The 23,993-nt window shown below is 65.6% G+C and carries 20 protein-coding genes; 11 read left to right on the top strand and 9 right to left on the bottom strand.

The genetic code is table 11. From position 1 onward, the window contains the following. The first annotated feature begins 5 nt into the window (after nt 1-5). The 3 genes from ACFVYC_RS15470 to ACFVYC_RS15460 all read left to right on the top strand — a co-directional run bounded on the left by ACFVYC_RS15470 (nt 6) and on the right by ACFVYC_RS15460 (nt 2,010). Nucleotides 6-1,172, top strand: coding sequence for a Gfo/Idh/MocA family protein (locus ACFVYC_RS15470; RefSeq protein ID WP_387551769.1), 1,167 nt, complete (start codon nt 6-8; stop codon nt 1,170-1,172). 9 nt (nt 1,173-1,181) lie between these two features. Then, complete coding sequence (locus tag ACFVYC_RS15465) at nt 1,182-1,595, top strand: LacI family DNA-binding transcriptional regulator (protein ID WP_387551768.1); 414 nt, start codon at nt 1,182-1,184, stop codon at nt 1,593-1,595. Between the two features lie 139 nt (nt 1,596-1,734). Continuing rightward, nucleotides 1,735-2,010, top strand: coding sequence for a substrate-binding domain-containing protein (locus ACFVYC_RS15460; RefSeq protein ID WP_387551766.1), 276 nt, complete (start codon nt 1,735-1,737; stop codon nt 2,008-2,010). Between the two features lie 113 nt (nt 2,011-2,123). Here ACFVYC_RS15460 and ACFVYC_RS15455 read toward each other — a convergent pair whose 3' ends face one another. Both ACFVYC_RS15455 and ACFVYC_RS15450 read right to left on the bottom strand, forming a co-directional pair. Continuing rightward, on the bottom strand, nt 2,124-2,957 hold the full coding sequence (locus tag ACFVYC_RS15455) for a rhamnogalacturonan acetylesterase (protein ID WP_387551763.1): 834 nt from the start codon (nt 2,955-2,957) through the stop codon (nt 2,124-2,126). A gap of 34 nt (nt 2,958-2,991) precedes the next feature. Further along, nucleotides 2,992-5,586 carry a Tat pathway signal sequence domain protein gene (locus ACFVYC_RS15450; protein ID WP_387551938.1) on the bottom strand — a complete coding sequence of 865 codons (2,595 nt, stop codon included), beginning with the start codon at nt 5,584-5,586 and terminating at the stop codon, nt 2,992-2,994. 371 nt (nt 5,587-5,957) lie between these two features. On the opposite strand from ACFVYC_RS15450, the gene ACFVYC_RS15445 reads away from it, so the two are divergent. Further along, nucleotides 5,958-7,004 carry a LacI family DNA-binding transcriptional regulator gene (locus tag ACFVYC_RS15445; RefSeq protein ID WP_387551761.1) on the top strand — a complete coding sequence of 349 codons (1,047 nt, stop codon included), beginning with the start codon at nt 5,958-5,960 and terminating at the stop codon, nt 7,002-7,004. 36 nt (nt 7,005-7,040) lie between these two features. Here the strand turns inward: ACFVYC_RS15445 and ACFVYC_RS15440 are convergent, their stop codons facing one another. Beyond that, a complete protein-coding gene (locus ACFVYC_RS15440; protein WP_387551758.1) occupies nt 7,041-7,841 on the bottom strand; it encodes an alpha/beta hydrolase in 801 nt (266 codons plus the stop codon). A gap of 125 nt (nt 7,842-7,966) precedes the next feature. On the opposite strand from ACFVYC_RS15440, the gene ACFVYC_RS15435 reads away from it, so the two are divergent. Continuing rightward, nucleotides 7,967-9,523 carry a succinic semialdehyde dehydrogenase gene (locus ACFVYC_RS15435; RefSeq protein WP_387551936.1) on the top strand — a complete coding sequence of 519 codons (1,557 nt, stop codon included), beginning with the start codon at nt 7,967-7,969 and terminating at the stop codon, nt 9,521-9,523. A 54-nt stretch (nt 9,524-9,577) separates the two neighbouring features. Here ACFVYC_RS15435 and ACFVYC_RS15430 read toward each other — a convergent pair whose 3' ends face one another. After that, nucleotides 9,578-9,793, bottom strand: a complete 216-nt coding sequence (locus tag ACFVYC_RS15430; RefSeq protein ID WP_387551755.1) for a hypothetical protein — start codon at nt 9,791-9,793, stop codon at nt 9,578-9,580. A 109-nt stretch (nt 9,794-9,902) separates the two neighbouring features. Here ACFVYC_RS15430 and ACFVYC_RS15425 point away from each other — a divergent pair, with 109 nt between their 5' ends. Continuing rightward, nucleotides 9,903-10,532 carry a helix-turn-helix domain-containing protein gene (locus tag ACFVYC_RS15425; protein ID WP_387551753.1) on the top strand — a complete coding sequence of 210 codons (630 nt, stop codon included), beginning with the start codon at nt 9,903-9,905 and terminating at the stop codon, nt 10,530-10,532. 2 nt (nt 10,533-10,534) lie between these two features. Continuing rightward, nucleotides 10,535-11,422, top strand: a complete 888-nt coding sequence (locus ACFVYC_RS15420) for a DMT family transporter (protein WP_387551751.1) — start codon at nt 10,535-10,537, stop codon at nt 11,420-11,422. Nucleotides 11,423-11,433: 11 nt separating this feature from the next. Here ACFVYC_RS15420 and ACFVYC_RS15415 read toward each other — a convergent pair whose 3' ends face one another. After that, complete coding sequence (locus ACFVYC_RS15415) at nt 11,434-12,933, bottom strand: M1 family metallopeptidase (protein ID WP_387551748.1); 1,500 nt, start codon at nt 12,931-12,933, stop codon at nt 11,434-11,436. Between the two features lie 232 nt (nt 12,934-13,165). Here ACFVYC_RS15415 and ACFVYC_RS15410 point away from each other — a divergent pair, with 232 nt between their 5' ends. After that, on the top strand, nt 13,166-14,272 hold the full coding sequence (locus ACFVYC_RS15410; protein ID WP_387551746.1) for a GTP pyrophosphokinase family protein: 1,107 nt from the start codon (nt 13,166-13,168) through the stop codon (nt 14,270-14,272). 8 nt (nt 14,273-14,280) lie between these two features. Here the strand turns inward: ACFVYC_RS15410 and ACFVYC_RS15405 are convergent, their stop codons facing one another. From ACFVYC_RS15405 to ACFVYC_RS15390, 4 genes are read right to left on the bottom strand one after another with little or no spacing between them, the layout of a single operon-like run. Beyond that, entirely contained in the window at nt 14,281-16,419 is a 2,139-nt protein-coding gene (locus ACFVYC_RS15405; RefSeq protein WP_387551744.1) for an iron ABC transporter permease, read from the bottom strand. A 12-nt stretch (nt 16,420-16,431) separates the two neighbouring features. Then, a complete protein-coding gene (locus ACFVYC_RS15400; protein WP_387551741.1) occupies nt 16,432-17,406 on the bottom strand; it encodes an iron-siderophore ABC transporter substrate-binding protein in 975 nt (324 codons plus the stop codon). Then, nucleotides 17,403-18,260 (bottom strand): ABC transporter ATP-binding protein, encoded by an 858-nt coding sequence (locus tag ACFVYC_RS15395; protein ID WP_387551739.1) that lies wholly within the window; start codon nt 18,258-18,260, stop codon nt 17,403-17,405. Before ACFVYC_RS15395 ends, ACFVYC_RS15400 begins: the two co-directional genes overlap by 4 nt. 48 nt (nt 18,261-18,308) lie before the next feature. Next, nucleotides 18,309-19,502, bottom strand: a complete 1,194-nt coding sequence (locus tag ACFVYC_RS15390) for a PucR family transcriptional regulator (protein WP_387551736.1) — start codon at nt 19,500-19,502, stop codon at nt 18,309-18,311. A gap of 70 nt (nt 19,503-19,572) precedes the next feature. Between ACFVYC_RS15390 and ACFVYC_RS15385 the strand changes: the two genes are divergently transcribed. The 3 genes from ACFVYC_RS15385 to ACFVYC_RS15375 are packed head-to-tail and all read left to right on the top strand — an operon-like array spanning nt 19,573 to nt 23,929. After that, nucleotides 19,573-21,321, top strand: a complete 1,749-nt coding sequence (locus ACFVYC_RS15385) for an amidohydrolase (protein WP_387551734.1) — start codon at nt 19,573-19,575, stop codon at nt 21,319-21,321. A 2-nt stretch (nt 21,322-21,323) separates the two neighbouring features. Then, the gene (locus ACFVYC_RS15380) at nt 21,324-22,649 is read left to right on the top strand and encodes an MFS transporter (RefSeq protein ID WP_387551731.1); all 1,326 of its coding nucleotides are present in this window, start codon (nt 21,324-21,326) and stop codon (nt 22,647-22,649) included. 8 nt (nt 22,650-22,657) lie between these two features. Continuing rightward, on the top strand, nt 22,658-23,929 hold the full coding sequence (locus tag ACFVYC_RS15375; RefSeq protein ID WP_387551728.1) for an ArgE/DapE family deacylase: 1,272 nt from the start codon (nt 22,658-22,660) through the stop codon (nt 23,927-23,929). The last annotated feature ends 64 nt before the right edge of the window (nt 23,930-23,993 follow it).

The following is a 23,993-nucleotide window of genomic DNA, read 5'->3' as shown; positions in this document are numbered from 1 at the left end:
ATTACATGAGCAGGAAACTACGGCTCGGGATCATCGGACTCGGCCAGCAGGGCAATGCCTACGCCCGGTTCATCAACGACGGCGCGGTCCGGAACATGGACATTGGGGCCATCTGCGACGTTGACCCCGCAAAGAAAGAGCTGGCCGCTTCCCTCTACCCAGGGGTTCCGTTCTTCGACGACTACCCCACGATGCTGGAAAGCGGCGACGTCGATGCAGTCGTTACATGCGTACCGCACTACCTGCACCCCGACATGGCAATCGCTGCACTCAACAAGGACATCCATGCCCTGGTGGAGAAGCCGGCGGGTGTCTATACGAAGCAGGTCCGCGAGCTGAACGCCGTCGCCGCGTCTAAGCCGGAGCTTACTTTTGGGATTATCTTCAACCAACGAAATAACCCGTTGTACCGACGGCTGAAGGAGATTGTCGAGAATGGCGAGATAGGCGCCATCCGCCGTACCAACTGGATTATTACCAAGTGGTGGCGCCCGCAGGGGTACTACGACTCCAGCCTGTGGCGCGCCACCTGGGGCGGTGAAGGCGGCGGCGTGCTGGTGAATCAAGCACCCCACCAGCTGGACCTCTGGCAGTGGATCTGCGGCATGCCCCAGTCCGTCTACGCCAAGGCCGCCTTCGGCTTCCGGCGCGACATCGCCGTCGAAGACGAAGTAACAGCCTTGGTGGACTACGGCAACGGCGCTACCGGAGTGTTCATCACGGCAACCCACGACATCACGGGCACCGACCGTTTCGAAATCCTGGGCGACCAAGGGAAAATCGTCGTCGAAAACAGCCTGACGGCCACCGTGACCCGCCTCGCCAAACCGGAGCTCGAGATTAGCAACGGCCTGAGCCCGGAGGAAGTCAAGGGCCTGTTTAGCGGTGGCTTCGACGCGACCGCCCACTACACCCAGGAGACCATCAGCTTCGATTCCGTCTGGGGCAGCCAGCATGCGGGCGTCCTGGAGAACTTCGCAGCCAACGCCCTTGACGGCACGCCGCTGCTTGCGCCAGGCTCCGACGGCATTAACGGCGTGCGGTTGGCCAACGCGATCCACCTCTCCAGCTGGACCGGGCGTGAAGTGCCGCTGGACTTCGACGAGGACGAGTACCTCGCCGAACTGAACAAGCGGATCCGGGAAGAAGCCCTCTTCCCGGAGCGGCACTGACCGGCCCTCGTGAAGGAAGCGACGCCCGTCGTCGGAATTGATGCGCCGGGCCGGCAAAAGCGTGCCCGGCAGGCCGCCACAATCTACGACATCGCTCGCCTCGCGGAAGTCAATGCCTCCACCGTTTCCAGGGGCTTGAACAACCCGGACCGGGTCACCGCCAGGACACGTCGGCTCGTTGAAGCAGCAGCCGCGGAGTTGGATTACAAAGCCAACCAGTTTGCCCGTGCCCTGCCGATGGGCAGAACGCAGACGCTGGGGTTAATCGTGGCCGACATTACCAACCCCAGCTTCTTCGACATCATCCGCGGGGCCGGGGCAACCGCGGCGGAACGCGGCTACACCTTGGTGCTTGCGGAGTCCACCAGATCCTGGAGCTTGCCGGCGAGAAGCCCGTGGTTGTCATCAATCGGGAGGTCATAGGCGTGCCGAGTGTGGTGCCTGCCGTGGACCGTGGCATCAGCCAGGCGGTCAGGAGCCTTGCCGGGCATGGCCATCACGGGGTGCTGTACATTGCGTGTTGGCCGCCGGCAGCACCGCAGTTATCACGTACAACGACCTCTTGGGCATCGGATTGATGCAGGAACTCCAGGCAGCAGGGGTCAAGGTGCCCGAGGCCGTGAGCATCGTTGGCTTTGATGATATTTTTAGCGCCGACTTCACCACCCCTCCCCTCACCACCATTCGTTCGCTGTTGCGCGAGTGCGGTGTACGGGCATCGGCGCGGCTGTTTGAAGATCTTGCAGGGACGCAAGGAACACCGGCGTCGCTGCTTCAGATTGAGACAGAACTGATTGTCAGGGGATCCAGCGGGGCCCGGGCGGTCCTGGTCAGCTGAGCGCAGCCGCTTCCAAGCACGGCAGGCACATCCGGATCTTCACAGGGCTACATAACGGAAAGGCCAGGGGCTGCGCGTTCCATACGCGCGGCCTCTGGCCTTTCCGCGGTTCATCAGAGTGGTGCCGGAGGCGGCGTGGTACCTCCCGGCCACGTAAACCAGGACAACGGAGTAACCTCATCCAGGCGCCGGGTGTAGCCGTTTTCCAGGACATTCAGGTTGGACAGGCCCTGCGCCGCGATCTGGGCAATCGCCGCCGCTCCGCGTGGCTGGAAATGCGTGTTGTCCCGTTTCCCGTCTTCGGTGTAGAGGAAGTACTTCTTGGTTTCTTCGGGCCCCAGCTGCTGCCACAGTGCCAACGTGCTGGCTTGGGCGTCGATCAGCGGCACGCCCATCTCCTCGGCCAGTGACCGCATGGCAGCCGGGTATTCGCCGTGGCTGCTGTAGGCATTTCCTGCCCTGTCGAAGCGCCGCCTCTCTGCAGACGTCGCCAGCACCGGGACTGCGCCCTTTGAACGTGCGCCGTCAACGTACTGCCTCAAATGGTCCTTATAAGTGGTCCACGGCTCCGTATACCGCTTGGCGTCCTCCGCCTTCTGGTCGTTATGGCCGAACTGCGTCACAAGGATGTCACCGGATTTGATCATTCCAAGGATCGCTGCCAGCCGTCCCTCATCGATGAAACTCTTGGAGCTCCTGCCGCTCACCGCGTGGTTCGATACGGCGAGCCGCGGAGTGACGTAGTAGGGCAGGCCCATGCCCCAGCCTGCATAGGGAATGGAATCCTGGTGCATCTGCGCTGCCGTGGAGTCGCCGGCCAAGTACAGGGTTTTGTCCGCTTGCGGATCTGGTGATTCCGCGAATGCCGGTGATACTGCCATGGAGAGGGAAGCCGTGCCCAGGGCAATAAGGGCAGAGCGCCTGCTCACATTCATTGGTTCAGCCATGCTGCGTCGTTACCTTTCTCTTCGTGACGGGGTTTTAGCTGTTGATGTGGTCACCGACGAGGGCAAGCAACTGCATCACCGCAAGTCCGTATTGGGCACTTGCGTTGGTGCTGAAGTCCGCCTCATCGATGGGCTTGAGCACCTTCGGCGCGTCGATCCTGGCCGTTGAGAACGGGTGGCTGTCCGGGTAGCCGGCGTGGCCGGTCCGCAGTTCCTTCCAGGCCCGCTTCGCGAGTGCGGGATCCTCGAGTTTGTTGGCAGCGTAGGCTGTCGCGCGGGAGTATGCCTGACGCAGGTTCTGGCTGCCCCAGGCCTGGCCCGTGATGGCCACCTGTTCTGCGCTGGTTCCGTTGTACAGCTTGCAGTAATTCACCCATTGCGTGGTGACTGCTGCGTCGTCGAGGAGATCGATGATCTCCGGCATGAGCTCCAGCAACCCAAAGACGGAGTCCAGGGAGCCCACACTCACGGTCTTTTCCGTCTCCGGCGCGTATTTCCCGTCGGCCAGGTTGTACTTGAGCGTGCCGCCCTGCGCCCAGCCGTTGGGCATCGCCGCGATGGTAGTGGCACCGTTGACCAGCTTGGTGCGGGCGATGGGGTCTCCGTTGCGCTCCCATTCCGTCAGCCAGGCAGCCGCCAGCGCTCCCCAGTCGGTGGTGTTGGAGACACCCAGAGCATCGGGCTGCGGGGTGTAGACGTCGGTCCGGACCTTCCGGCCAGGGTCCAGGTCCATAAACGTCTTGTCCGCGTCCACCAGGTCCTTGAGGAGTTCGCCGACGCGTTCATCACCGGTCAGGAAGTAGTAGAAGCGGCGGTAGGTGGCGTTGCTGATGCGCACCTGTTTGGCGCTGTCCGCCCAGTGCATGATGCCGTGGCGGGTGCCCAGGTCGCGGTACTTCCCAAGGTGGTAGACGTCCACCTCACCGGTATGCCGGGTCATGGCTTCCGCGAACCGGAAGGCTTGGGACTGGCCGGTCCTCAGGTAGTGGTACCACAGCCAACTGTCGGTGGAAAGTTCGCTGTTGTCCCAGGCATAGCCGCCCACGTCGTAACGCCACACGTGGCGGTCATCGTCGTAACTGTGCATCACGTCGCCAAAGTCCCAAAAGCCGTACCAGGACCGCTGGTCCACCTGTTCCCTGTGGTACTTGTGGACGATGTCGAGGCGGTCCTCCAGCGCAGCCTTGGCCGGGACTGAGCGGTCAGCCGGCGTCCAGGCGCCAAAGACGCCTGCTCCGTGGTTGTGATCCGGACTGCTGGCAATGAGGGGCGGAGTGGCATTCGCCGCGGCCAGGTCCGCGAACTGGTCCGCAGTAGGTGTGGCGGCCAGTGCCCAGAACATCAGTTCGGAGGTCCGGGCAATACCGTAGGGAGTGCCGAAGCCGGGCTCGTAGTCCTCGTAGGTGATCTCGAGAGCATCGAGCTGTTGGGCGTAGGTGTCCTGGCCCATCCCGTCGTGGTAGAAACGCAGGTCCATGGCGCTGGCACGCGGGGACCACATCCAGACCGTTGCCGTCGCGCTGTCCGTGGCAGCCCCCGAGATCTCAAGTTCGGTGGGATGCAGCTGCCAGAAGTTCCGCAAGCCAAAGGCGAGGCCGCCACTAGGAGAACCAACGTAGGCCAGGCCGGAAGCCCGCTTGCCGCCGTCCACCTTGATCCACGAATGATCCCGCTTGGTGCGCTTATTGATCTGGAACCCATCAGCAGTGAGTTGGCTGAGGCTGTAATCGCCGAACGCGGGGATCCACTGCAGGCGCGATGTCACCCGCTGGTCCCAGGTGCTGGAGGGAGGTGTGGCGCGGCCGGCCACCTGCGCTTCCCGGACTGCCGCGCCCGGGTCGCGGCGCAGCCCGGTAATCCCCCGCACTGCTTCCGCCAGCACGCCGCGCCCCTCGCCGGCCAGGCGCACGTGCCTGTCGTGGAGTTCACCGCGCATGGGTACAGCGAACTGCATGCCGATCCCGTTGATGAAGTCCTTGTTCTCATCGCCGTCAAATACAAAGCTGTGGACCACCCGGATCCCGTCTGAACCTGCATAAAGGTAGAACCGGACCGTGAAGGGCAACCACTCGTGGCCCCCGTTTTTGTGCTTTCCGTCGACTTTAATGACGGCCCTGACCGGCCCGCTGTGTTCCACCGCGGCCGACGAGATGGAACTGGCGAACGCATCGTATTTGACTTTGTCCGGGGAATCGGTGCTGGCACGGTCCTGCTTGGAGGCGACCAGGCGGCCATCCTTTGCGATGACGGCCGAACCGCGGTTGATGGACCGCACAAGATGCTCACCCGTCCGGCCGAAGGTCACTTGGACCACGCCGGTATTGACCGTAATCACTCGGGCGTCGCTTGTGACTGTCAGCGGCGTTCCGGGTTCGACGGCGGCACCCGGGGCCAGCGTATAGCTTTCAGCAGGGGCTTCAGCTCCGCTGATCGCGTGGGCTGTCCATTTCACCGAACCATCAGGCCACCAACCGGTAGGCCACGTCTGTACCGGGACCGAAGCCCCTGAACCAGCGGTCAAGGTGAACTGCTGGTCGGAGGCAAATGAGCCCCGCGGCCAGGGAACTCCCCACGTGGTTCCGGCAGCGAGCTGGGCAGGGATTCCACCTTCCAGCCAGTGCAGGCCCACCGGGCCGTGTGGAGTGAGACTTGGCGCTGCGGGAACGGTCACTGGCCGGGCCTGCGCGGCAGGGGCCGCGCCGGCTGCGAGCGCCGTGACGGCCCCCGTAGCTACGGCCGAGGTCAGCAAGTTACGGCGACTTAGATGAACCACGCGATGATCTCTCCTTAGGTGATATAGGGCGTGCTCTGCTCTGAGCAGTTGAAGCCTTAAAAGTGCGGCCTTGTGATGCGAGGCACATCCGGGCCACGAGCAAGCCTGCCACAGGCGCTCCTAAACGACAATCGATTGCCGTAAAATGACAATCGATTGTTGGAAGCGGCCAAGTCACCGATCGACAATCGTTTGTCACTCAACCCACCTCCGTGGTGGAATGGAACATGACCAAGGACAACTCCGGCTTGCGGGACCGCATGGTGACCATCGGTGATATCGCGGAACGCGCCGGAGTTGTTCCCTCCACCGTTTCCCGGGCACTGTCCAATCCCGAGCGCGTCAACGTGAAGACCCGCGAAAAGATCCAACAGATCGCCGCTGAGTTGGGTTACATTCCGAGCACCTTGGCCAGGAACCTCCGGATGGGATCCACCGGCACCATCGCGGTCCTTGTTCCGGACGTCAGCAGCCCAGTTTCTTTCCAGATCGTCCGCGGCACCCAGAACGAAATCAAGGCGAAGGGGTTTACCCAGGTCCTGATCAATACGGAGCAGGCCGAGGACTTCGAACTTGACGTCCTGAAAAAGCTCCGGCGCAGCGCGGACGGCGCAATCCTTGGCTCCTCAAGCCTCACCGATGACCAACTGGCACAGCTGGCAGGCCTGCAGCCACTGGTGACCATAAACCGCCCGACTCCCGGCGTCTCCACGGTTCTGATTGACACCGTCGCGGCAATGACGGATGCAGTGTCCCATCTCGCGGACTTTGGACATAGGTCCCTGGTTTACGTCAGCGGCCCGGCCAGCTCCTGGTCCAACCAGCAACGGTGGCGGGCAATTAAAGCGGCGGCCCGCAATAGAGGCATAAAGGCAGTAAAGATCGGCCCGTATCCCGGGGACAAAAAATCAGGAGCGGCCGCGGCGGACGAGGCTCTCACGCATGGCGCCACTTCAGTCATAGCGTTCAACGACATGCTGGCCATCGGGATCCTTCAGCGCCTCGGTGAACTCGGGGTATCAGTCCCGTCAGAAATAAGCATCGTTGGCTGCGATGACGTGATGGGTGCAGATTTCTGCAATCCGCCCCTCACCACCATTTCCTCACCCATTGAGCAAGCCGGTCAGATGGCCGTAACCATGCTGCTGGACCGACTTGGCTCCGCCAGCCTGGCGCTCAAGCCGTACACCGCCACCTTGCCCTCCGAACTCGTCATCCGCGCGTCCACCGGCCAGGCCCCGCAGTCTCCCGCCAAGCCGGCGGCCGACCTCTAAGCGCCTTCGGCACGGAAAACTTCCCAGCAGCCCACTTCAGCGCAAAAGCTCCAGGACCAGTTCCCGGCACTTCACATAAGCGGGCGCGCCGGGATCGATGAGGGCGAAGTGGTCCCCCGGTACCATAACCAGCCGCGCCGGCACGGCCCCGGCCTGGCTGGCGTCCACATAGGAGTTGGACATGCTGAGCGGCACATCCTCGTCCCCGGCCGCATGGACGGCGTGGACGGGAATGTTCAGCGGGAGCGCTGCCATCGGGTCCGCGTACCGGCGCCGGCCGGGAAATTCCGACGACGGCCCGCCGAGCAGGTTGGCCACCGCCCCGTTGCTGAGGTTTAGCTTCTCCGCTTCCGCCAGGTTGAGAACGCCTGACTGGCTCACCACGCCGGTGAGGCGGACGCCGTCACTGTCCGCCCCGACGTCACGGTGCTCGACGCCCAACCCCAGCCCGCCCAGCCGGTCCCGGCCGGCCGCCCACACCGCCAGGTGCCCGCCGGCGGAGTGCCCCAGCGCAACCACCTTCCCCAGGTCCAGACCGTGGGGCGCAGCCAGCCCCTGCAACTTGTCAATGCCCGCTAAAACATCCTGAAAGGTCCGTGGCCAGCCGCCGCCGTTTCCGGCCCGGCGGTACTCCAGATTCCATGCCGCGATCCCGTGGGCGGCGAGATCTGCGGCCAGGGGCTCCCCCAGCTCCGCACCGTACTTCGGACGCCAGTAGCCGCCGTGGATCACCACCACCACGCCGGGGTGCGTCCCACCGCGCGGGAGGTCCGGAAGGAACAGCTCACCCCACTGGCTGGGGTCATCGCCGTAGTTATACCTATGCCGCTGCACCATGTGCCGAGCGTACCGTGCAGCACCGTTCCAGGCCGTTGCCGTCAGGACGGGGCACTGCCATCCTGAGTGGACCCGCACCCCGAGGAGCAACCCGAAAGGACGAGGAAATGCCGCCTGAACATCCCATGGAGGCAACAACACGCCCCCACCCACTGGAAACTCCGGACCTCTCCTGCCTGTCCGGCCTCGTGGCCAGCGCACCCGGGCGTCCGACGCAGGTCTCCTACGCTCCGTTCGACGGCGGCGTGGTGGGGGAAGTGCCTGTCTGCACTCCCGGCGACGTGGAGGCCGCAATTGCCACCGCGCGGGCAGCCCAGCGGCCGTGGGCCGCTGTTCCCATCCGGGAGCGCCGCGCCGTCGTCGGGCGTTTCCGCAGGCTCCTCCTCGAACGGGAGGCCGGGATCCTTGACCTCATCCAGACGGAGAGCGGCAAGTCACGGCTCAACGCTTTCGAGGAACTTACGGACGCAAACCTGACGGCGGCTTATTACGAGCGCACCGCTGAACGGTATCTGCGGCCGGCCCGCCGCAGGGGTGCTGCACCCGGCCTTACCCGGACGAAGGAACACCGGCTTCCGAAAGGCGTGGTGGGGATCATCAGCCCGTGGAACTATCCCTTCACGCTCGCCGCCTCGGATGCGATCCCCGCCCTCCTGGCGGGCAACGCCGTCGTTCTCAAACCTGATTCGCAAACCCCGTTCACCGCGCTGCTCGCCATGGCGCTGCTGCGGGAGGCCGGGCTTCCAAAAGACCTGTTCCAGATAGTGACCGGGCCGGGACCGGCGCTGGGTCCGGCGATGATAAGCGGCGTTGACTTCCTGATGTTTACCGGTTCGTCCGAGACCGGCAAGGCCGTGGCAAGGCAGTGCGCCGGGCGGCTGATCGGTTTCTCCGCCGAGCTTGGTGGCAAGAATGCCATGCTGGTCCTCGCCGACGCCGACCTCCAAAAGGCGGCGCGCGGCGCAGCGCAGGGCTGCTACTCCAATTCCGGGCAGCTGTGCATCAGCATGGAACGGATCTACGTCCACCAGGCCGTCTTCGAGGAGTTCCTGGCTGCCTTTACTGCCTGCACAAAAAACGTACGCCTGGGCGCGGGCCCTGGCTGGGACGCCGATATGGGTTCACTCACCGGTCCAAAGCAGCTGGAGCGGGTGACCGCCCATGTGGAGGACGCCGTCGCGAAGGGTGCCCGGCTCGTGACGGGCGGCCGCCCCAGGCCGGACCTCGGCCCGTTCTTCTACGAACCCACCGTCCTCACCGGTGTGACGGACCAGATGCTCGTCGCGCGCGAGGAGACGTTCGGGCCCGTAGTCTCCGTCTACCAGGTGGAGCACGACGACGAAGCGGTCGCCTTGGCCAATGACTCCCGGTACGGACTCAATGCCAGTGTCTGGTCCGCCCGCCACGGCGAATCCGTAGGCCGCCGCCTGCTGGCCGGGACGGTGAACGTCAATGACGGCTGCGCTGCCGGATGGGCCTCGTTTGACGCGCCGATGGGCGGGATGAAGGACTCAGGGGCAGGGCGGCGCCACGGCAGGGAAGGCATCCTCAAGTACACCGAGGCCCAGACCGTCGCCGTTCAGCGGCTGCTTCCGATTGGCACTCCTGCGGGTACCTCAAACGAGAGGTACGCGAAGCTGCTCAGAAGATCGCTCAGGCTCATGGGCAGGTTAAACCCCTAATGCCAGCAGCCGTGCGGGCTGTTGGGTCTCGGGATCTTCAGGGTGAAAGGGCCGTCAGGGCTTCGCGACGTCGGGGCTCGCGGCTTCCGTTTCATCCGCGAGGAGATGATGTTCGCTCTTATGGCGGGCTTCCTGAAGGTGGTGCTCCAACTTCTCCTCCGCGTCCCGCCGGCGCTGCCCGACGGTCCTCATCTGCTGGGTACTGGGTGCTGCGTGCGCATGCTGGTGCGGGCCGAGGTCGCGCGCGGCGCCTCCGCTGATATCGCTCATACGTGCATCGTCCCACCTTGCGGACTTTTGAGGAAGAGGTGCATCGAACCCCTTCCAAGCATGCCTTTTGGGATCTGCGGCTGCACTAAAAATGCACTATTCTGCACTGATGGACAAAAGCACAGCTGCCCTTGCCACGGCCATTGGCGGCCGGGTGAAGCAGGAACGCCAGGCGCGGAGCTGGACCCTCGACCAACTCGCCCAGGCCGCGGGCGTCAGCCGCCGCATGGTGGTCAACGTGGAACAGGGCGCCGCGAATCCCAGCGTGGGAACCCTGCTTCGGATCAGTGACGCGCTCGGCATCGGCCTGCCGGCGCTGGTCGACTCTCCGCGCCCCAAGCCTGTGGCCGTCACCCGGAGCGGTGACGGCGCTGCCCTGTGGACTTCCGCCTCCGGCGGCCGCGGCGTGCTGGTGGCGGGGACTGAATCCCCGGACGTGGTGGAGCTTTGGGACTGGACGTTTGAGCCCAATGACCGGCACGCAAGCGAGGCGCACGCGCGCGGCACCAAGGAGCTGCTTCAGGTCCGAGAAGGGTCCGTCATTCTAGTGGTCGCCGGCGAGACCTTTGCCCTTGAAGCCGGTGACGCCGTCTCGTTCCCCGGCGACGTTGAGCACTCGTACGCCAACACCGGCAGCGATTTGGCCAGATTCTCGCTGGCCGTCTTCGAACCGGGCGTGGGCTCGGGACACCGCCCCGAGGCAAGCGGTGCGGCTCCAACATCCGGCGAAGGAAACTGAAGATGCCCAGGCCCAACATCCCTGTCCCGCCGTGGGGGCTGGCCGTTACGGCGATCCTGTCCGTCCAGCTTGGTTCAGCCCTGTCCGTGAACCTGATCGAGACGGTCGGCCCTGGGGGAACTGCCTGGCTTCGGCTGAGCATGGGAGCGATCATTCTCCTGGCCATTGGCCGCCCGCCGCTGCGCTCCATCCGCCGTCCCGACGTGCTGCCGCTGCTCGGCCTCGGGATCACCACCGGCGTGATGACGGTGGGGTTCCTTGCCGCGGTGGAGCACATTCCGCTCGGCACCGCGGTGGCCATCGAGTTCCTGGGCCCGCTGACGGTGGCCGCCATCCGAAGCCACAACAAAACGGCGCTGGCATGGCCAGCCCTGGCGCTGGCGGGCGTTGTCCTGCTGACCCAGCCCTGGCAGGGCGACTTCAACCCGACCGGTGTGGCGTGGGCCGCGCTCGCGGCCGTCGGCTGGGGCGTTTACATCCTGCTCACGCAGCGGATGGGCGACAGGTTCAGCGGCATCGGTTCGCTCACGCTTACGGTGCCCATCGCCGCGGTGGCAACCGCCGTCGTCGGGATCCCCCAGTCCGCGGGCCACCTCAGGCTTGACATCCTGGCCGCCGCAGCCGGGCTGGCCATCCTGCTGCCCGTCCTGCCGTTCGCGCTGGAAATGCTGGCCCTGCGCAGGATGACTCCCGCCGCGTTCGGAACGCTGATGGCACTCGAACCCGCCGTCGGCGTCCTCCTCGGGCTGCTCATCCTGCACCAGCAGCCCTCCGCCATCCAGGTGGCGGGCATCCTGCTGGTGGTCCTCGCCGGGGCCGCCGCACAGCGCGGCGGCAGGCGCCGGCCAGACAAGAATGGCAGCCCGGCCGATCTCGACTTCGTAGGTTAGCGCGGGGGTTCTTACGGCATCGCCGGCCGGTCACCCTCCCGCAGCCAGTCGTTGAAGAACGCGCCGAGCTGCCGGCCCGAGGCTTCCTCAATCACCTCTTGGAAGTCTTTGGTTATGGCCGAGGAGTTGTCATACCGGGCAAGCCATTCCCTGGCACCTTCGAAGAACGCCACGTCCCCCACCTCAGCGCGCAACGCGTGGATGGCAGCCCCGCCACGGCGGTAGATCTGTTCCACGAACAGGTTGTCCCGTCCCGGGTCGGCGATATTCAACCCCCACAGGTTCTTCCGGTCCAGTTCCGCCACGGCGTCCGTAAACTGCTTCGCCACCGTCGCTTTTCCCTGCTGCTCGGCCCACAGCCACTCGATATAGGTTGCCCAGCCCTCGTTGAGCCAGATGTCCCGCCAGTCAGCCGGACTGACGGCGTTGCCGAACCACTGGTGGCCCAGTTCGTGTGCCACCGTGTTTTCACTTGCGACCTGGGAGTAAACCGGCCGCGTTTGATTTTCCAGGGCATAGCCAACGGAATCGTCATCGACGATGGCACCGAAAGCCTCGAATGGGTACCGCCCAAACAGGCGCTCCAGGAATCTGATCATCCGGGGCTGCAGGGCAAGGGCCGCGTTGGTGTCCGTTAGCGCCTGGCCAGTTACATTTGCATCGATCGCGTTGATGATGGGCAACCCCCGGGGTCCCTCCCCGTAGGACAAGGCGAAGTCGCCAACGCTTGCCGTGGACAAATAGCTGGCCATGGGATCCGACGCTTCCCAGGTCCAGGTGGTCCACCCTGCCTTCGTTGCAGGCCGGCGTCCGGGCAGTCCGTTGGCGACGGCAGCCTTGCCCTCCGGCACGGTGATGCGGAACGTATAGGTAGCTTTGTCCTCGGGATCATCGTTGACGGGGTACCAGGTGGACGCGCCCTCCGGCTCGTTGACCACCATGGCGCCGTCGGAGGTGGTCACCCAGCCATAGAGCGCCCCGGTGGTGTCGACGGGCCGCCCGGTGTTGCCGCTGTACTCGATCTCGATTACGGCCTCCTGACCTGCCTTCAGCTTCGGCCGGAGGGTGATCGCCAGCTCCCAGACACGGGCGGCGTCGTCCCGCATTTGTGCCCATTCAGCAGGAATGCGTTCGCCCTGGGATTCCCCGTGCTTCCCGTCCGTGCCGTAAATCCAGACGGCGAAGACCTCATGTCCGCGCAGATCGAAGTTGAGGGATTCCAGGTCCTCCGTTGCGCGGAGGGTGATGCTGGCTTCGGCGGTGAGGTGCCCCACGAGCACGGACGGGTCCGACGGCGGGGTGTACCGGAGTGCGAGGTCGTAGTGCAGGACGTTGTACCCGCCGTTGCCGGCGTTGGGGAAGTAGGGGTCGCCGCTTCCTGCTGCGCCCGCTGCGGCCCGGGTTTCAGTGCGGGGCGCAGCCTGTGCCGGTACGCTGATGCCGGCAAGGCTGGCGGTCACCAGTATTACCGCCACCACTGCGCGGCGGCATTTCCTCATCAAGTGGGTCATGGCTGTGGTCCTGGACGGGGCAGAAGCCGGGCGGTGTCCCGCTCGAATCTGCAGGGGCTAGCAGCTGAGTGCCTTCGCGGCGACCAGACCAGTACCGGCGGCTTCAAAGTGCCGCTCCCCCGCAGTTGGGAAAAATGTAGGCCTCCCGGCGAAGCGTGTCAACGGGCCGGACGCCCGGACACTGGCTCCGCGCCGCCGTCGTTCTGTCGGACGCCCGCCGTAAGCTGGGATCATGCCGAGTAACTGGGACAGACTGGACCCGAGCCTGCGCGAATCCGTGCAGCAGAACGTGGAGATCTACGAGCGCGTCCGGCCTGCCCTGAAACTGGTCACGCGGGACGTCCTGCTGTTGATGCGGGACATGCTGAAGGACAGCGAGGTTACCCCGCTGTTCGTCACCGGGCGCACCAAGACGGTGGAATCGTTCAAGGAGAAGATTTCCAGGATCGAGGAGCCGCTGGAACCGGGCGCTCCGCCGGTGCTGAAGTTCCCGGACCCGTTCCGGACCTTGAATGACATGGTGGGCATCCGCGTGATCACCAAACTGCCGGCCGAGAACGCCGCGGTGGCCAACATCATCAAACGCCAGCGCCAACTGTTCGACTGCCGCGGGGACCGGGAGAAGGACATTGGCTCCATCGAGTCCGGCACCTATGGCTATTCCAGCCGGCACCTGATCCTGCGGACCATCCAGAACGAGGCCGTCAAGGAGTACCAGCAGGTCTTCAACCCGGATGCCCAGCCCAACGGCAGCTACTTCTTCGAATGCCAGATCCGGACGATCTTCGCGCACGCGTGGAGCGAGATTGAGCACGACATCCGGTTCAAGGCAGAGGACCCGCGCGCCTGGACCCCGCACTTCGACCGGCAGTTCACCGCCACCGCCGCGATGCTGGAAACCGTGGAAACGGCTTTCGCCGACCTGCATGAACGCTACGAGGAAGTGCGCAGTTTCTGGGATACCGAGGGTGAGGGCGCTGCCCCGCTGACGCCCAACCGCATCCGCGACGTGTGGCGCACCCTGCTCCCGCACGTGGACCGCAAGGTTGACGATGATTGGGGCTGGGCCGCAGAACTCCTCGCCGCGCACGGCCTTAACCAGACCATGCAGCTGGCCGGGCTGCTCAGCGCCAACCGCATCACCGAAGTCCGTAAGGCATTGGACCACCGTTACTCCCCCGGGCCCGACAGGCTGCTCGATGACCTTCTGCTCTGGCAGTACGGCACCAAGCACATCGACCTCACCGCGGAAGCGCCCGACGCCGTCCCGCACCCGCGGCGGGACAGCCTTTTGCGGCGGCTCAAAGAGATTGAGCGGTACCGGCTGACGAAGAAGTAGGGAGCTTGCTAGCCCGGCCGGTCCACGCGTGAGCGCCAGAGCAGGTACACGAAGTAGGGCGCGCCTACCAGCGCCGTCATGATGCCGGCAGGAATCTGCGCCGGCGCGATGACCGTCCGGCCCACCACGTCGGCGAGCACCACGGTGCAGGCCCCGATCAGGGCAGCCACCGGCAGCACCCGTACGTGCCGTGCACCCACGAGGCTTCTGGCAGCATGCGGTGCCACCAGCCCCACAAACGCGATCACTCCCACAGACGAAACCGCGCCCGCCGTCAGCAGCACCGCCACGGAGAGCAGCAACAGCCGGGAACCTGGCAGTCCAATGCCCAGCACCCGGGGCGAATCGTCGTCGACCGCTATCAGGTCAAGATCGCGGCGCAGCGCAGCAAGCACGGGAAGCGCCACCACCAGCGCCGCCAGCGGCGGCAGGACGGACTCGAAGGTGCGCCCATACGTCGAACCGGACAGCCAGGTCAGGGCTTTCGTCTGGTTATAGGGGTCGGTGGTCACCAGAAGGACGGTGATCAGCGCCGCGAGCCCGGCCGAGACCCCGATGCCGATCAGCACCAGGCGGTTCTGCTGCAGTCCCCCGCGGAACGCCAGCCCGAACACCACGAGGGCAGCCAGCGCCGCTCCCACCAGCGCGGAGCCGGTGACGAACCAGGAACCGGCCAGCGGCACGGTGGTGATGACGATGATCGCGGCCAGGCCGCCGCCGCCCGAGACGCCGAGGATACCCGGCTCGGCGAGCGAGTTCCGGGACACAGCCTGGATCAGGGCGCCGGCGATCGCAAGCGCGGCGCCGGCCAGCACTGCCGCCACCACGCGCGGCATCCGGGTCCCCAACACAGCGCTGACCCGGTTGCCGGACTGGCCGGTGAGCCAGTTGGCCAGGTCGCCGAGCAGGAGTTTCGCATCGCCGAGGAGGGCTCCGGCCACCAGCAGCCCGGCCAGCAGGACCACCAGGCCCACCAGCACAGAAAGGAAGAACCTTCGGGAGCGCAGGCGTGCGAGCGCATCCCCGGCAACGCTCAGGCCGGCGTCGGACATCCGCAGCGCCAGGATTACCAGGAACACGGCACCGAACACGGTAGTGACCGCGCCGGTGGGCACTTCGACCCCCGCCTGCGCGCCGAAGACCACCCGGACCATCACGTCGGCCCCGATCACCACCACCGCCCCGGCAATGCCCGAAATGGGGAGCAACGCCCGGTGCCGGCCCAGGCCGCGGACTCGGGAGGCCAGCAGCCGGACAATGGCGGGCGCGCACAGTCCCACGAACCCGATCGGACCGGCGACGGTCACCGCTGCAGCGGACAGCAGGACGGCGAGGACGACGGCGCCCACCCGGGCAAGGCGCGGATCCGCCCCTGCCAGCCGGGAGGCGTCGTCGCCCAGCCCGAGGAGGTCCAGCCGGCGGGCAATGAGCAGCAGCCCGGCGACGGCGGCCACCACCACGGGGGTGAACTGCAGCAGTTCATCCGGGCGGGACTGCGCGAGGCTGCCCTGGCCCCAGGCGTACAGCCCGGTGGTCTCCTGGCTGAACAGCAGCAGCAGGGCGCTGGTGGCGGAATGCAGTCCCAGTGCCAGGGCGGTGCCGGCCAGCACCAGGCGGATCGGCCCGCCGTTGCCGTTGGCGCCGGCGCCGGACAGGGCCAGCACCAGCATGGCAGCGACGAGGCCGCCCACAAAGGCGAGGCCACCGGACAGCAGCGCGGGAAGGGTAATTCCGAAGGCCGCGACGGCCACAATCGCAAGGTGGGCACCGGCGTTGACCGCCAGGGTATCCGGCGCGGCGAGGACGTTGCGTGTGGCCGACTGCAGTGCCGCGCCGGCCACGCCGAGCGCCACACCCACCAGCAGCCCGGCCAGCAGCCGCGGGATGCGTGAGGCGACCAAAACTGCGGTTTCCTGGTCGGAGCCGCTGCCGGTGAGCAGCCCCAGCAGCTCGGCAGGGCCGACGTCGGCTGTTCCCTGGGTGAGGTGGATAACCGCGAAGAGGGCCAGGATGGCCAGCCCGCAGCCGGCAGCCACTGCTGATCCCGGCCGTCCGCGCGCTCCGGCAGGTGCCGGCGCGGGAGCCCCCGCCACGGACGTCGGTGCGGCCGGGGCGGGATCGGCGGGCCTCTTCACAGTTTCGGTCATGGTGCGGTGGGGCTACTTGGTCAGCGCAGCGGTGAGGGCGTCGACGTACTGGGTCATCGAGGCAGGGCCACCGAACATCCAGATGCCGTCGGCCAGGCGGTGGACCTCACCGGATGCCACGAACGGCAGCGACTTCCACACGGCGTTGTCGGCCAGTTCCTCGGTGAAGTCACCGTCTGCGCTGTTGGTGATGTAGACAAAGCTGTCGGCGTTCAGGGAGGTCAGGCCTTCGACGTCGGTGGAAGCAAGGCCGTAGGCCGGGTCGCCTTCCGCCGTCCAGGGTGAGACCAGGCCGAGCTCGGTGTTGATGTCGGCCATCAGCGATCCCTTGGTGTACGGCCGGATGGAGACCTTCCCGTCGGCGACCCAGCCGTCGGCGAAAGCCACGCGGGAGCCTGCCAGGCCGGCATCCTCGAGGGCCTTTTTGCCCGTGGCCACGGCCGCATCGAAGGACGCGATGGCCTCGTCGGCCTTGGCCTCCGTGCCGGTTGCCTTGGCCACCAGCTTGAGGTTGTCCTCAGCCTGGTCGATCTGGCGGCTGGCATCGGCGGACTTTAGGACGACCACCGGGGCCAGGTCTTCGAGCTGTTTGATAACGGGCTCGGCCAGGTCGGCCGTTGCCACGATCAGGTCCGGGTCCAGAGAGGCGATGGTGTCGAAGCTGGGTTCGCCGCGGGTGCCGATGTCGGTGGCGGTGCTGTCCAGGGTGCCGGCCTTGACCCAGGCGCTGTACCCCTTGATGTCGGCGACACCCACGGGCTGGACGCCCAGGGTTGTCAGGTTTTCCACCACGTTCCATTCGGTGCCGACTACCCGCTTGGCGGGGCCGTCGAGCTTGACTTCAACACCGCGTGAGTCCGTCAGGGTGACGGCTTCCCCGCTGCCGGCGCTGGTTGAGGCGGAACTTGCGGGGCCTTCCGTGGTGCCGCAGCCGGTGAGCAGGAGCGCCAGGGCAGCGGTGACGGCCAGGGCCTTGTGGATCTTCATGGACGTGAGGTCCTTTCGGGTTGGGGGTTTTGACTGTCGCTGTGCCTTCCGACGGCGCGGGTGCGCAGCCGTCCGGTGAGCGGGTCGGTATGGGTCACGATGGGAATGGAATAGACAGCGCTGAGCAGCTCGGCGTCGAGGGCTTCATGGGCGGGGCCGGCCGCCGCGATCCTGCCCTCGGAAAGGACCACCACGTGGTCGGCAAGGGCGGCGGCCTCGTCGAGGTCGTGCAGCACCACGCCGATGGCCACGCCGTGAACGCGGGCGAGGTCGTACACCAGGTCGAAGATTTCCACCTTGTAGCGCAGGTCCAGGTGGTTGGTTGGTTCGTCGAGCAGCAGCACCGAGGTGTCCTGCGCCAGGCAGCTGGCCAGCCAGACGCGCTGGAGCTGCCCGCCGGAGAGTTCGTGGACGCCCCGGCCTGACAGGTCGGTGATGCCGGTGAGGGCCATGGCGCGGTCGACGGCGGCCGGCCCCTCGGGATCTGCGGCCCGCCACCGGCCCCGGTACGGATGGCGGCCGAACTCGACAACGTCGCGCACGCTCAGCCCGTGCGGCACCGGGCGGCTCTGCGAGAGGAGCGTCACGTGCCGGGCGAAGTCGCTGCGCTTCATCAGCAGCGCGTCGGCGGCTTCGCTGCCGGCCGGCCGGACAGTCACGTTTCCGGAGGATGCCGGATGCAGCCGGGCGAGCGCGCGCAGCAGGGTGGACTTGCCGCTGCCATTGGGCCCCACAAGGGCAACAATCCGTCCGGGCTCAAGCCGCAGCCCGGCGCCGTGGACCACCGTCCTGTCCCCGTACCGGAGCACCAGGTCACTGGCTTCGAGCCCCGAGAGGTCCTTTTCTTCAATCACAAAATGAAGATTAGCTTAGGCTTACCTAATACAACGAAATGTGTCGCCCTACTTCCCGAGCGGAAAGTGGACATGGAGCGCGGCAATCACCGTAGCGGCGTCCTGGGGGTTGGCGGGATCAAAGCTGGTGAGTTCGCCGAAGCGGGCCAGCCGATTCAGCACAGTGTTCCGGTGGCAGTACAGCTCACCGGCAGTTTCAGACACTGACCCGGAACGAAGGTACGCCCGGACGGTCTCGATGAGGCGGTCCTTCTCGTGCACGGAAATCGCTGCGAGCGGCCCCAACACCATGTCCGCCAGGACCGTTCCGTATTCTCCCAGCCGAGTGGCGGCAACCGGCCCCCATGCATCACGCACTGTGTGCAGGCCCGGCCGGTCAGCCACCGGCAATGACTCCAAAGCGATCCGAAGCATTAGGGGCACACCGGCCAGTGACCGGGCGGGCGGCGCCACAAAGCAGTCCAGCGGGGCAAGCCAGGCGCGTTTCCCTTCGGGCTCCCGTCCGGCCCGGGCGGGAACGTCCTCCAGAATGAGGACCAGCGCGCCGTCGCGCTCGTGCAGGAACTGCTCGACCCCGGCCCGCAGCACCCCTGCCCTGAATGCCTTTTGCGCATGTCCTGCCGCCACAGCAACGATGAAGCTGCTCTCCGGCTTGACGCCGAGCGCCCGGGCCGCCTGGCTCAGCAGCTGCGGATCCTTTCCGTCTGAGTTGAGGAGTCCCGACAGGAGGAACGCACGCCGCGTTTCCTTTTCCTGTGCCATGGTGGCGAGCTCGTTGAGGTAGCCCGCGTGCACACGAATGGTATGGAATTCGACCGCTTCCCAGACGCGCACCGCATCTTTGGTGAAATCCGGCAGGAACTCCGGAGGAACCTTTTCCAGCATGGCGTTCCAGAGCACGCGGAAGTCCATCCGTACCGCGCGCAGGAGGGACTCCAGGGGCAGGCCTTGCTGGGCGCGGCGGTGACCGAGCGCTTCGGACAACCCGGCGAGCCGGTCGGGTATCGGCAAGTCACCCACTAGCCGCAACAGGAGTTCCATCGACGCGACGGCTGTCTCCTCCAGGTCCTGGTCGGCCACCAGGGAGCCGGCATAGTCATCGATCTCCTGCACTTCAAGCAGGTACTCGCGGGCTATCCGCCCGATGTCAGCCAGGCAGTCTGCCACGACTTCCGACACCACCGACCGGGTGGCCGGCCTGCGGGACGCGTGAACGGCGTCGGCGGACGCTTCGCTGGGCATATGCCCATTCTAGGACTGGAGTGCACTGTGATCGTCCATTGTTTACCCGGGTGATCCAGACCACCATTGAATGAGCCGTTCCGCGCGGCTGCGCCCTCTAGCCCGGAAAGACGCCGTTACCTCCATGCTTGATCTCAAACTTGTTAATGCCAGCATCTTCACTATGGCTGATGCCGCGCCTACGGCCCGCGCAATGGGAGTTCTGCACGGACGGGTTGTGGGGTTCGACGACGACATCCTCCACTTTCCCGCGCAGCGCACCCTTGACTGCGCCGGAGCGGTCGTCGTCCCCGGGTTTGGTGATTCGCACAATCACATGGCTTGGTTTGGGCAGTCCCTGGCCGAGCTGGATCTGTCCGGGTGCCGGACCCTTGACGAGGTGTACGACGCCGTCTCCCGGTTTGCGCTCGACCTCCCCGAGGGTGCCTGGGTTGTGGGCTCCGGCTATGACGACACCGTGATGGGCGCCCACCCGCACCGTAGCGGCCTCGACAGGTCCGCGCCCGGCCGTCCGGTGTGGCTCAAGCATCGCTCCGGGCATATGTGCACGGTCAACACGGAGGTGCTCGAACGAACGGGCGTTCTGAACGGGTCAGCGGCCACCCCTGAGGGCGGCAAGATCGTCCGGGACTCCGATGGGCCGACTGGACTCCTTGAGGAACAAGCGCAGAAGCTCGTCACCGCGCTGGTGGTCCCCTATCCCGTGACGGATCTGGCGGATGCGATCGGCGCGGCGAGCGGGGTGTACGCGTCCGAAGGCCTGACACACGTGGTGGAGGCAGGCATTGGTTCGGGCTGGATCGGCCGCACCCCGGTGGAACTCGCGGCGTACGTGGAAGCCCGGCGCCGCGGCCTCCTGAAAACCCGCGTCCAGCTGATGGCTGCCAGTGATGCCATGCATCCGCTGCAGTCCCACTCCGCAGATGGAATCACCTTCGGCCTGGACCTTGGCATCGCCTCCGGGTTCGGCGATGACCACGTGCGGCTCGGTGCCATGAAAATCTTCATCGACGGTTCCTTGATCGGCCGTACTGCTGCCGTAACCGAGCCGTTCTGCGATCACGGCCACGGTACCGGCAACTTCCAGCTCTCCCTCGAGGAACTGACACAGCGGATTGTGGATGCCCACTGTTCCGGCTGGAACATCGCCGCACACGCGATCGGGGACGCCGCCGTCGACGTCGCCCTGGACGCCTTTGCTGCCGCCCAGCAGAAGCTGCCACGAACCGAAGCCAGGCACCGCGTCGAGCACGCCGGCATGGTACGGCCCGACCAGCTCTCCCGGTTCGCATCCCTCGCGATCACGCCGGTTCCGCAGCCGCATTTCCTGTTCGAAGTGGGCGACACTATGGCGGTCGCTGTTGGCCCCGAGCGGACGCCGTGGCTGTACCGCCACAAGTCGTTCCTCGACCTCGGGATCCGGGTTCCCGGTAGCTCAGACCGCCCGGTGGCTTCCGGCGCGCCCCTGCTCGGAATGCAGTCAATGGTGACCCGGCGAACCTCCGGCGGAGCAACACTGAGCCCCCAGGAACGCGTCGACGCCCGGACCGCACTAAAGGCCTACACGGTCGACGCCGCGTGGACGGCAGGCGAGGAGGACCTGCGGGGAACGCTGGAAAGCGGCAAACTGGCCGATTTTGTTGTCCTCTCGGCCCACCCGGCGGACGTACCGCCTGACGAAATAGGCCGAATCAACGTGCTGGCGACCATGCTCGAGGGCAAGTGCGTCTTTGGGCAGGCTTACCTCGATGAGCTGCAAACCACCCACCACACCACATCCGTCCAACCCCAGTTCCACCTTGAGAGGCAGACAGACTAATCATGCAATCACCTGAGACAAGCCAGGGAGAGGAAGCGGCCGTACCCACTGTCAGTGGAGCCGAGGCGGGCAGGATTGCCCGCGCGGCCTTCGTCGGCACTGCCCTCGAATGGTACGACTACTTCCTTTTCGGCACCGCTGCAGCAATTGTTTTCAACCGGCTGTTCTTCACTTCCCTCGACCCGACAGCTGCGACGCTCGCCGCCTTTGCCACCTTCGGCGTCGGCTTCGCTGCCCGCCCGCTTGGTGCCGTTCTGTTCGGCTACATCGGTGACCGGGTGGGCCGCCGCCCGGCGCTGCTGATCACCATTGTGGCAATTGGCGTGGCCACTGGCCTTATCGGTGTCCTGCCCGATTTCGGCACCATCGGCCTCGCAGCACCCATCATGCTTGCCATCCTGCGCCTGGTGCAGGGCCTGGCGGTCGGCGGCGAGTGGGGCGGAGCCATGACCATCGCGGTGGAACATGCCCCCATCGAGAAGCGCGGGCGCTATGCCGCGCTGGTGCAGGTCGGTTCGCCTGTCGGCACGCTGATGTCCTCTGGCGCCTTCGCGCTGGTGCTGCTTATGCCCACCGAGGTTTTTGATTCCTGGGGTTGGCGCCTGCCGTTCCTGGCAGCGTTCCCGCTGCTCCTGGTCGCGCTGTACATCCGGTTGAAGGTCGAGGAATCGCCGATTTTCCGCGAACTGGTCAAGCTGGAAAAGCGCGCCAAGATCCCTGCGGTGGATGTCTTCCGCCAGGCGTGGGGCCGGCTGATTGTTGCCATCGCTGCTGCTTTCCTGGGGGTTGGCGGGTTCTACGTCATGACCACCTTCGTCATCAGCTACGGCACCACGAACCTTGGCATGGACCGCGGACTGATGGTCAACGCAACCTTGATTGCCGCCGTCGTGCAGATCGGAGTCATCCTGGTCATTGGCCGTATCAGCGAAAAGGTAGGACCGGGCCGAATGACCTTCATCGGCGGGCTGGTAACGGCCGCCGCAGCGTTTCCGCTCTTCTGGATGATCGACTCACGCAATCCGTTCGCCATCGTCCTCGCCGTAACTCTCGGCATTGCGCTGCTGTCCGTGGCCTACTCGGTCACCGGAGCCCTGCTGACAGAAATGTTCCCGCCGGAGCTGCGCTACAGCGGTGTTGCCCTGGGTTACAACCTGGCCGGAGCCCTGAGCGGATTCCTGCCGCTGATCGCCGTCGCCCTGCTCGGTGTCTCCGGTGGAGCCTCCTGGACCGCTTCCCTGCTGCTGATCGTTGTGTCGTTGATTACCGCTGCTGGCGGATTCTTCGGCGAGCGCCTCCGCGTCAAGGACAAAGCGATCGTACGGTAAGGAGCTCCATGCTGAACCCGGAAATTGCGCGTCGGATTACCGATGCTGTTGATGCGGCCTTTGACCGCCAGCTTGAGTTCACGGCAGAGCTGATCCGGCATCCCTCGCTGAGGGCCGCCGAGGCCAGCGCGCAGGACCTTATGTTCGCGGAGCTAAAGTCCCGCGGGCTCGCCATGGACCGCTGGACGCTCGACGGCGATGCCCTCGCCACGCATGTGGGTTATGGTCCCACCACTGTCGCCTTCGAGGACCTCACCAACGTGGTGGGCACCTACACTCCCCCGGAGGAGAAGGGCCGCTCGCTCATTTTGAACGGGCACATCGATGTGGTGCCCACCGGCCCTGAGGAGACGTGGGAACGCAGTCCCTGGGACGCGGCGGTGAAGGACGGCTGGATGTACGGCCGCGGGGCCGGTGACATGAAGGCAGGGCTCGCTGCCAATCTCTTCGCGTTCGACGCCGTCCGGGCAGCCGGGCTCGCGCCGGGCTCAACCATTCACTTCCAGTCCGTTGTGGAAGAGGAGTGCACGGGCAACGGGTCGCTGGCTGCGTTGCAGCGGGGGTACACCGCGGATGCCGTGATCATCCCGGAACCGGAAGAGAACATGCTGGTGAGGGCGAACGTGGGGGTGATCTGGTTCCGGGTGCGTGTTTCCGGCCAACCGACCCACGTGCGGGAAATGGCCTCGGGTTTCAACGCCATTGACGCCGCCTACACCGTGATGGGTGCCCTGCGGGAACTTGAGGCGAAATGGAACGCCGACAAGGGCAGCCATCGGTACTTCGAAGACGTCGACCATCCAATCAACGTCAATGTAGGCATGATTTCCGGCGGCGACTGGCCCTCCAGCGTGCCGTCCTGGTGCGAGTTCGACGTCCGCGCGGCACTGTATCCGGGGGGTTCCGCAGCTGAGGCGTGGGGGGAAATCCAGGAGTGCCTCCGGACCGCCGGAGCCGGGGGATCGGGGTCAGTATCGGCGGAACGGACGGGATTCTTCTCTGAGGGCTACGTCCTGGAGGAGGGGTCGGATGCTGAGGAAGTGCTGGCCTCTGCACACCAGGATGTCTTCGGCTCGGCGCTGCAAAGCTTCACCACGCCGGGATACCTGGATGGCCGTGTCTTCGCCCTGTACGCGGGTATCCCGGCGCTGGTCTACGGGCCGGTGTCTGAGGCGATTCACGGTTTTGATGAGCGCGTGAACATTGAGTCGGTGCGACAGGTGACCAAGACTATTGCCCTGTTCATCGCCGACTGGTGCGGCGTGACCGAGGCAGCCTAGCCTCTTTCGGTACGCGTAAAGGTGCCCGGCCAGTGGCCGGGCGCCTTTACGAGGTTTTGGGGGG

Source organism: Pseudarthrobacter sp. NPDC058329, assembly GCF_042879835.1.
Taxonomy (GTDB): Bacteria; Actinomycetota; Actinomycetes; order Actinomycetales; family Micrococcaceae; genus Arthrobacter.
Note: the sequence above shows the minus strand (reverse complement) of the source record. Positions and strands in the feature narration are given on the sequence as shown.

What these genes read in the sequence shown, in the direction of transcription:
- ACFVYC_RS15470 (WP_387551769.1), top strand. Translation starts at nt 6, where the DNA reads ATGAGCAGGAAACTACGGCTCGGGATCATCGGACTCGGCCAGCAGGGC.
- ACFVYC_RS15455 (WP_387551763.1), bottom strand. Translation starts at nt 2,957, where the DNA reads ATGGCTGAACCAATGAATGTGAGCAGGCGCTCTGCCCTTATTGCCCTG.
- ACFVYC_RS15445 (WP_387551761.1), top strand. Translation starts at nt 5,958, where the DNA reads ATGACCAAGGACAACTCCGGCTTGCGGGACCGCATGGTGACCATCGGT.
- ACFVYC_RS15440 (WP_387551758.1), bottom strand. Translation starts at nt 7,841, where the DNA reads ATGGTGCAGCGGCATAGGTATAACTACGGCGATGACCCCAGCCAGTGG.
- ACFVYC_RS15435 (WP_387551936.1), top strand. Translation starts at nt 7,967, where the DNA reads ATGGAGGCAACAACACGCCCCCACCCACTGGAAACTCCGGACCTCTCC.
- ACFVYC_RS15430 (WP_387551755.1), bottom strand. Translation starts at nt 9,793, where the DNA reads ATGAGCGATATCAGCGGAGGCGCCGCGCGCGACCTCGGCCCGCACCAG.
- ACFVYC_RS15425 (WP_387551753.1), top strand. Translation starts at nt 9,903, where the DNA reads ATGGACAAAAGCACAGCTGCCCTTGCCACGGCCATTGGCGGCCGGGTG.
- ACFVYC_RS15420 (WP_387551751.1), top strand. Translation starts at nt 10,535, where the DNA reads ATGCCCAGGCCCAACATCCCTGTCCCGCCGTGGGGGCTGGCCGTTACG.
- ACFVYC_RS15415 (WP_387551748.1), bottom strand. Translation starts at nt 12,933, where the DNA reads ATGACCCACTTGATGAGGAAATGCCGCCGCGCAGTGGTGGCGGTAATA.
- ACFVYC_RS15410 (WP_387551746.1), top strand. Translation starts at nt 13,166, where the DNA reads ATGCCGAGTAACTGGGACAGACTGGACCCGAGCCTGCGCGAATCCGTG.
- ACFVYC_RS15405 (WP_387551744.1), bottom strand. Translation starts at nt 16,419, where the DNA reads ATGACCGAAACTGTGAAGAGGCCCGCCGATCCCGCCCCGGCCGCACCG.
- ACFVYC_RS15400 (WP_387551741.1), bottom strand. Translation starts at nt 17,406, where the DNA reads ATGAAGATCCACAAGGCCCTGGCCGTCACCGCTGCCCTGGCGCTCCTG.
- ACFVYC_RS15390 (WP_387551736.1), bottom strand. Translation starts at nt 19,502, where the DNA reads ATGCCCAGCGAAGCGTCCGCCGACGCCGTTCACGCGTCCCGCAGGCCG.
- ACFVYC_RS15385 (WP_387551734.1), top strand. Translation starts at nt 19,573, where the DNA reads ATGAGCCGTTCCGCGCGGCTGCGCCCTCTAGCCCGGAAAGACGCCGTT.
- ACFVYC_RS15380 (WP_387551731.1), top strand. Translation starts at nt 21,324, where the DNA reads ATGCAATCACCTGAGACAAGCCAGGGAGAGGAAGCGGCCGTACCCACT.
- ACFVYC_RS15375 (WP_387551728.1), top strand. Translation starts at nt 22,658, where the DNA reads ATGCTGAACCCGGAAATTGCGCGTCGGATTACCGATGCTGTTGATGCG.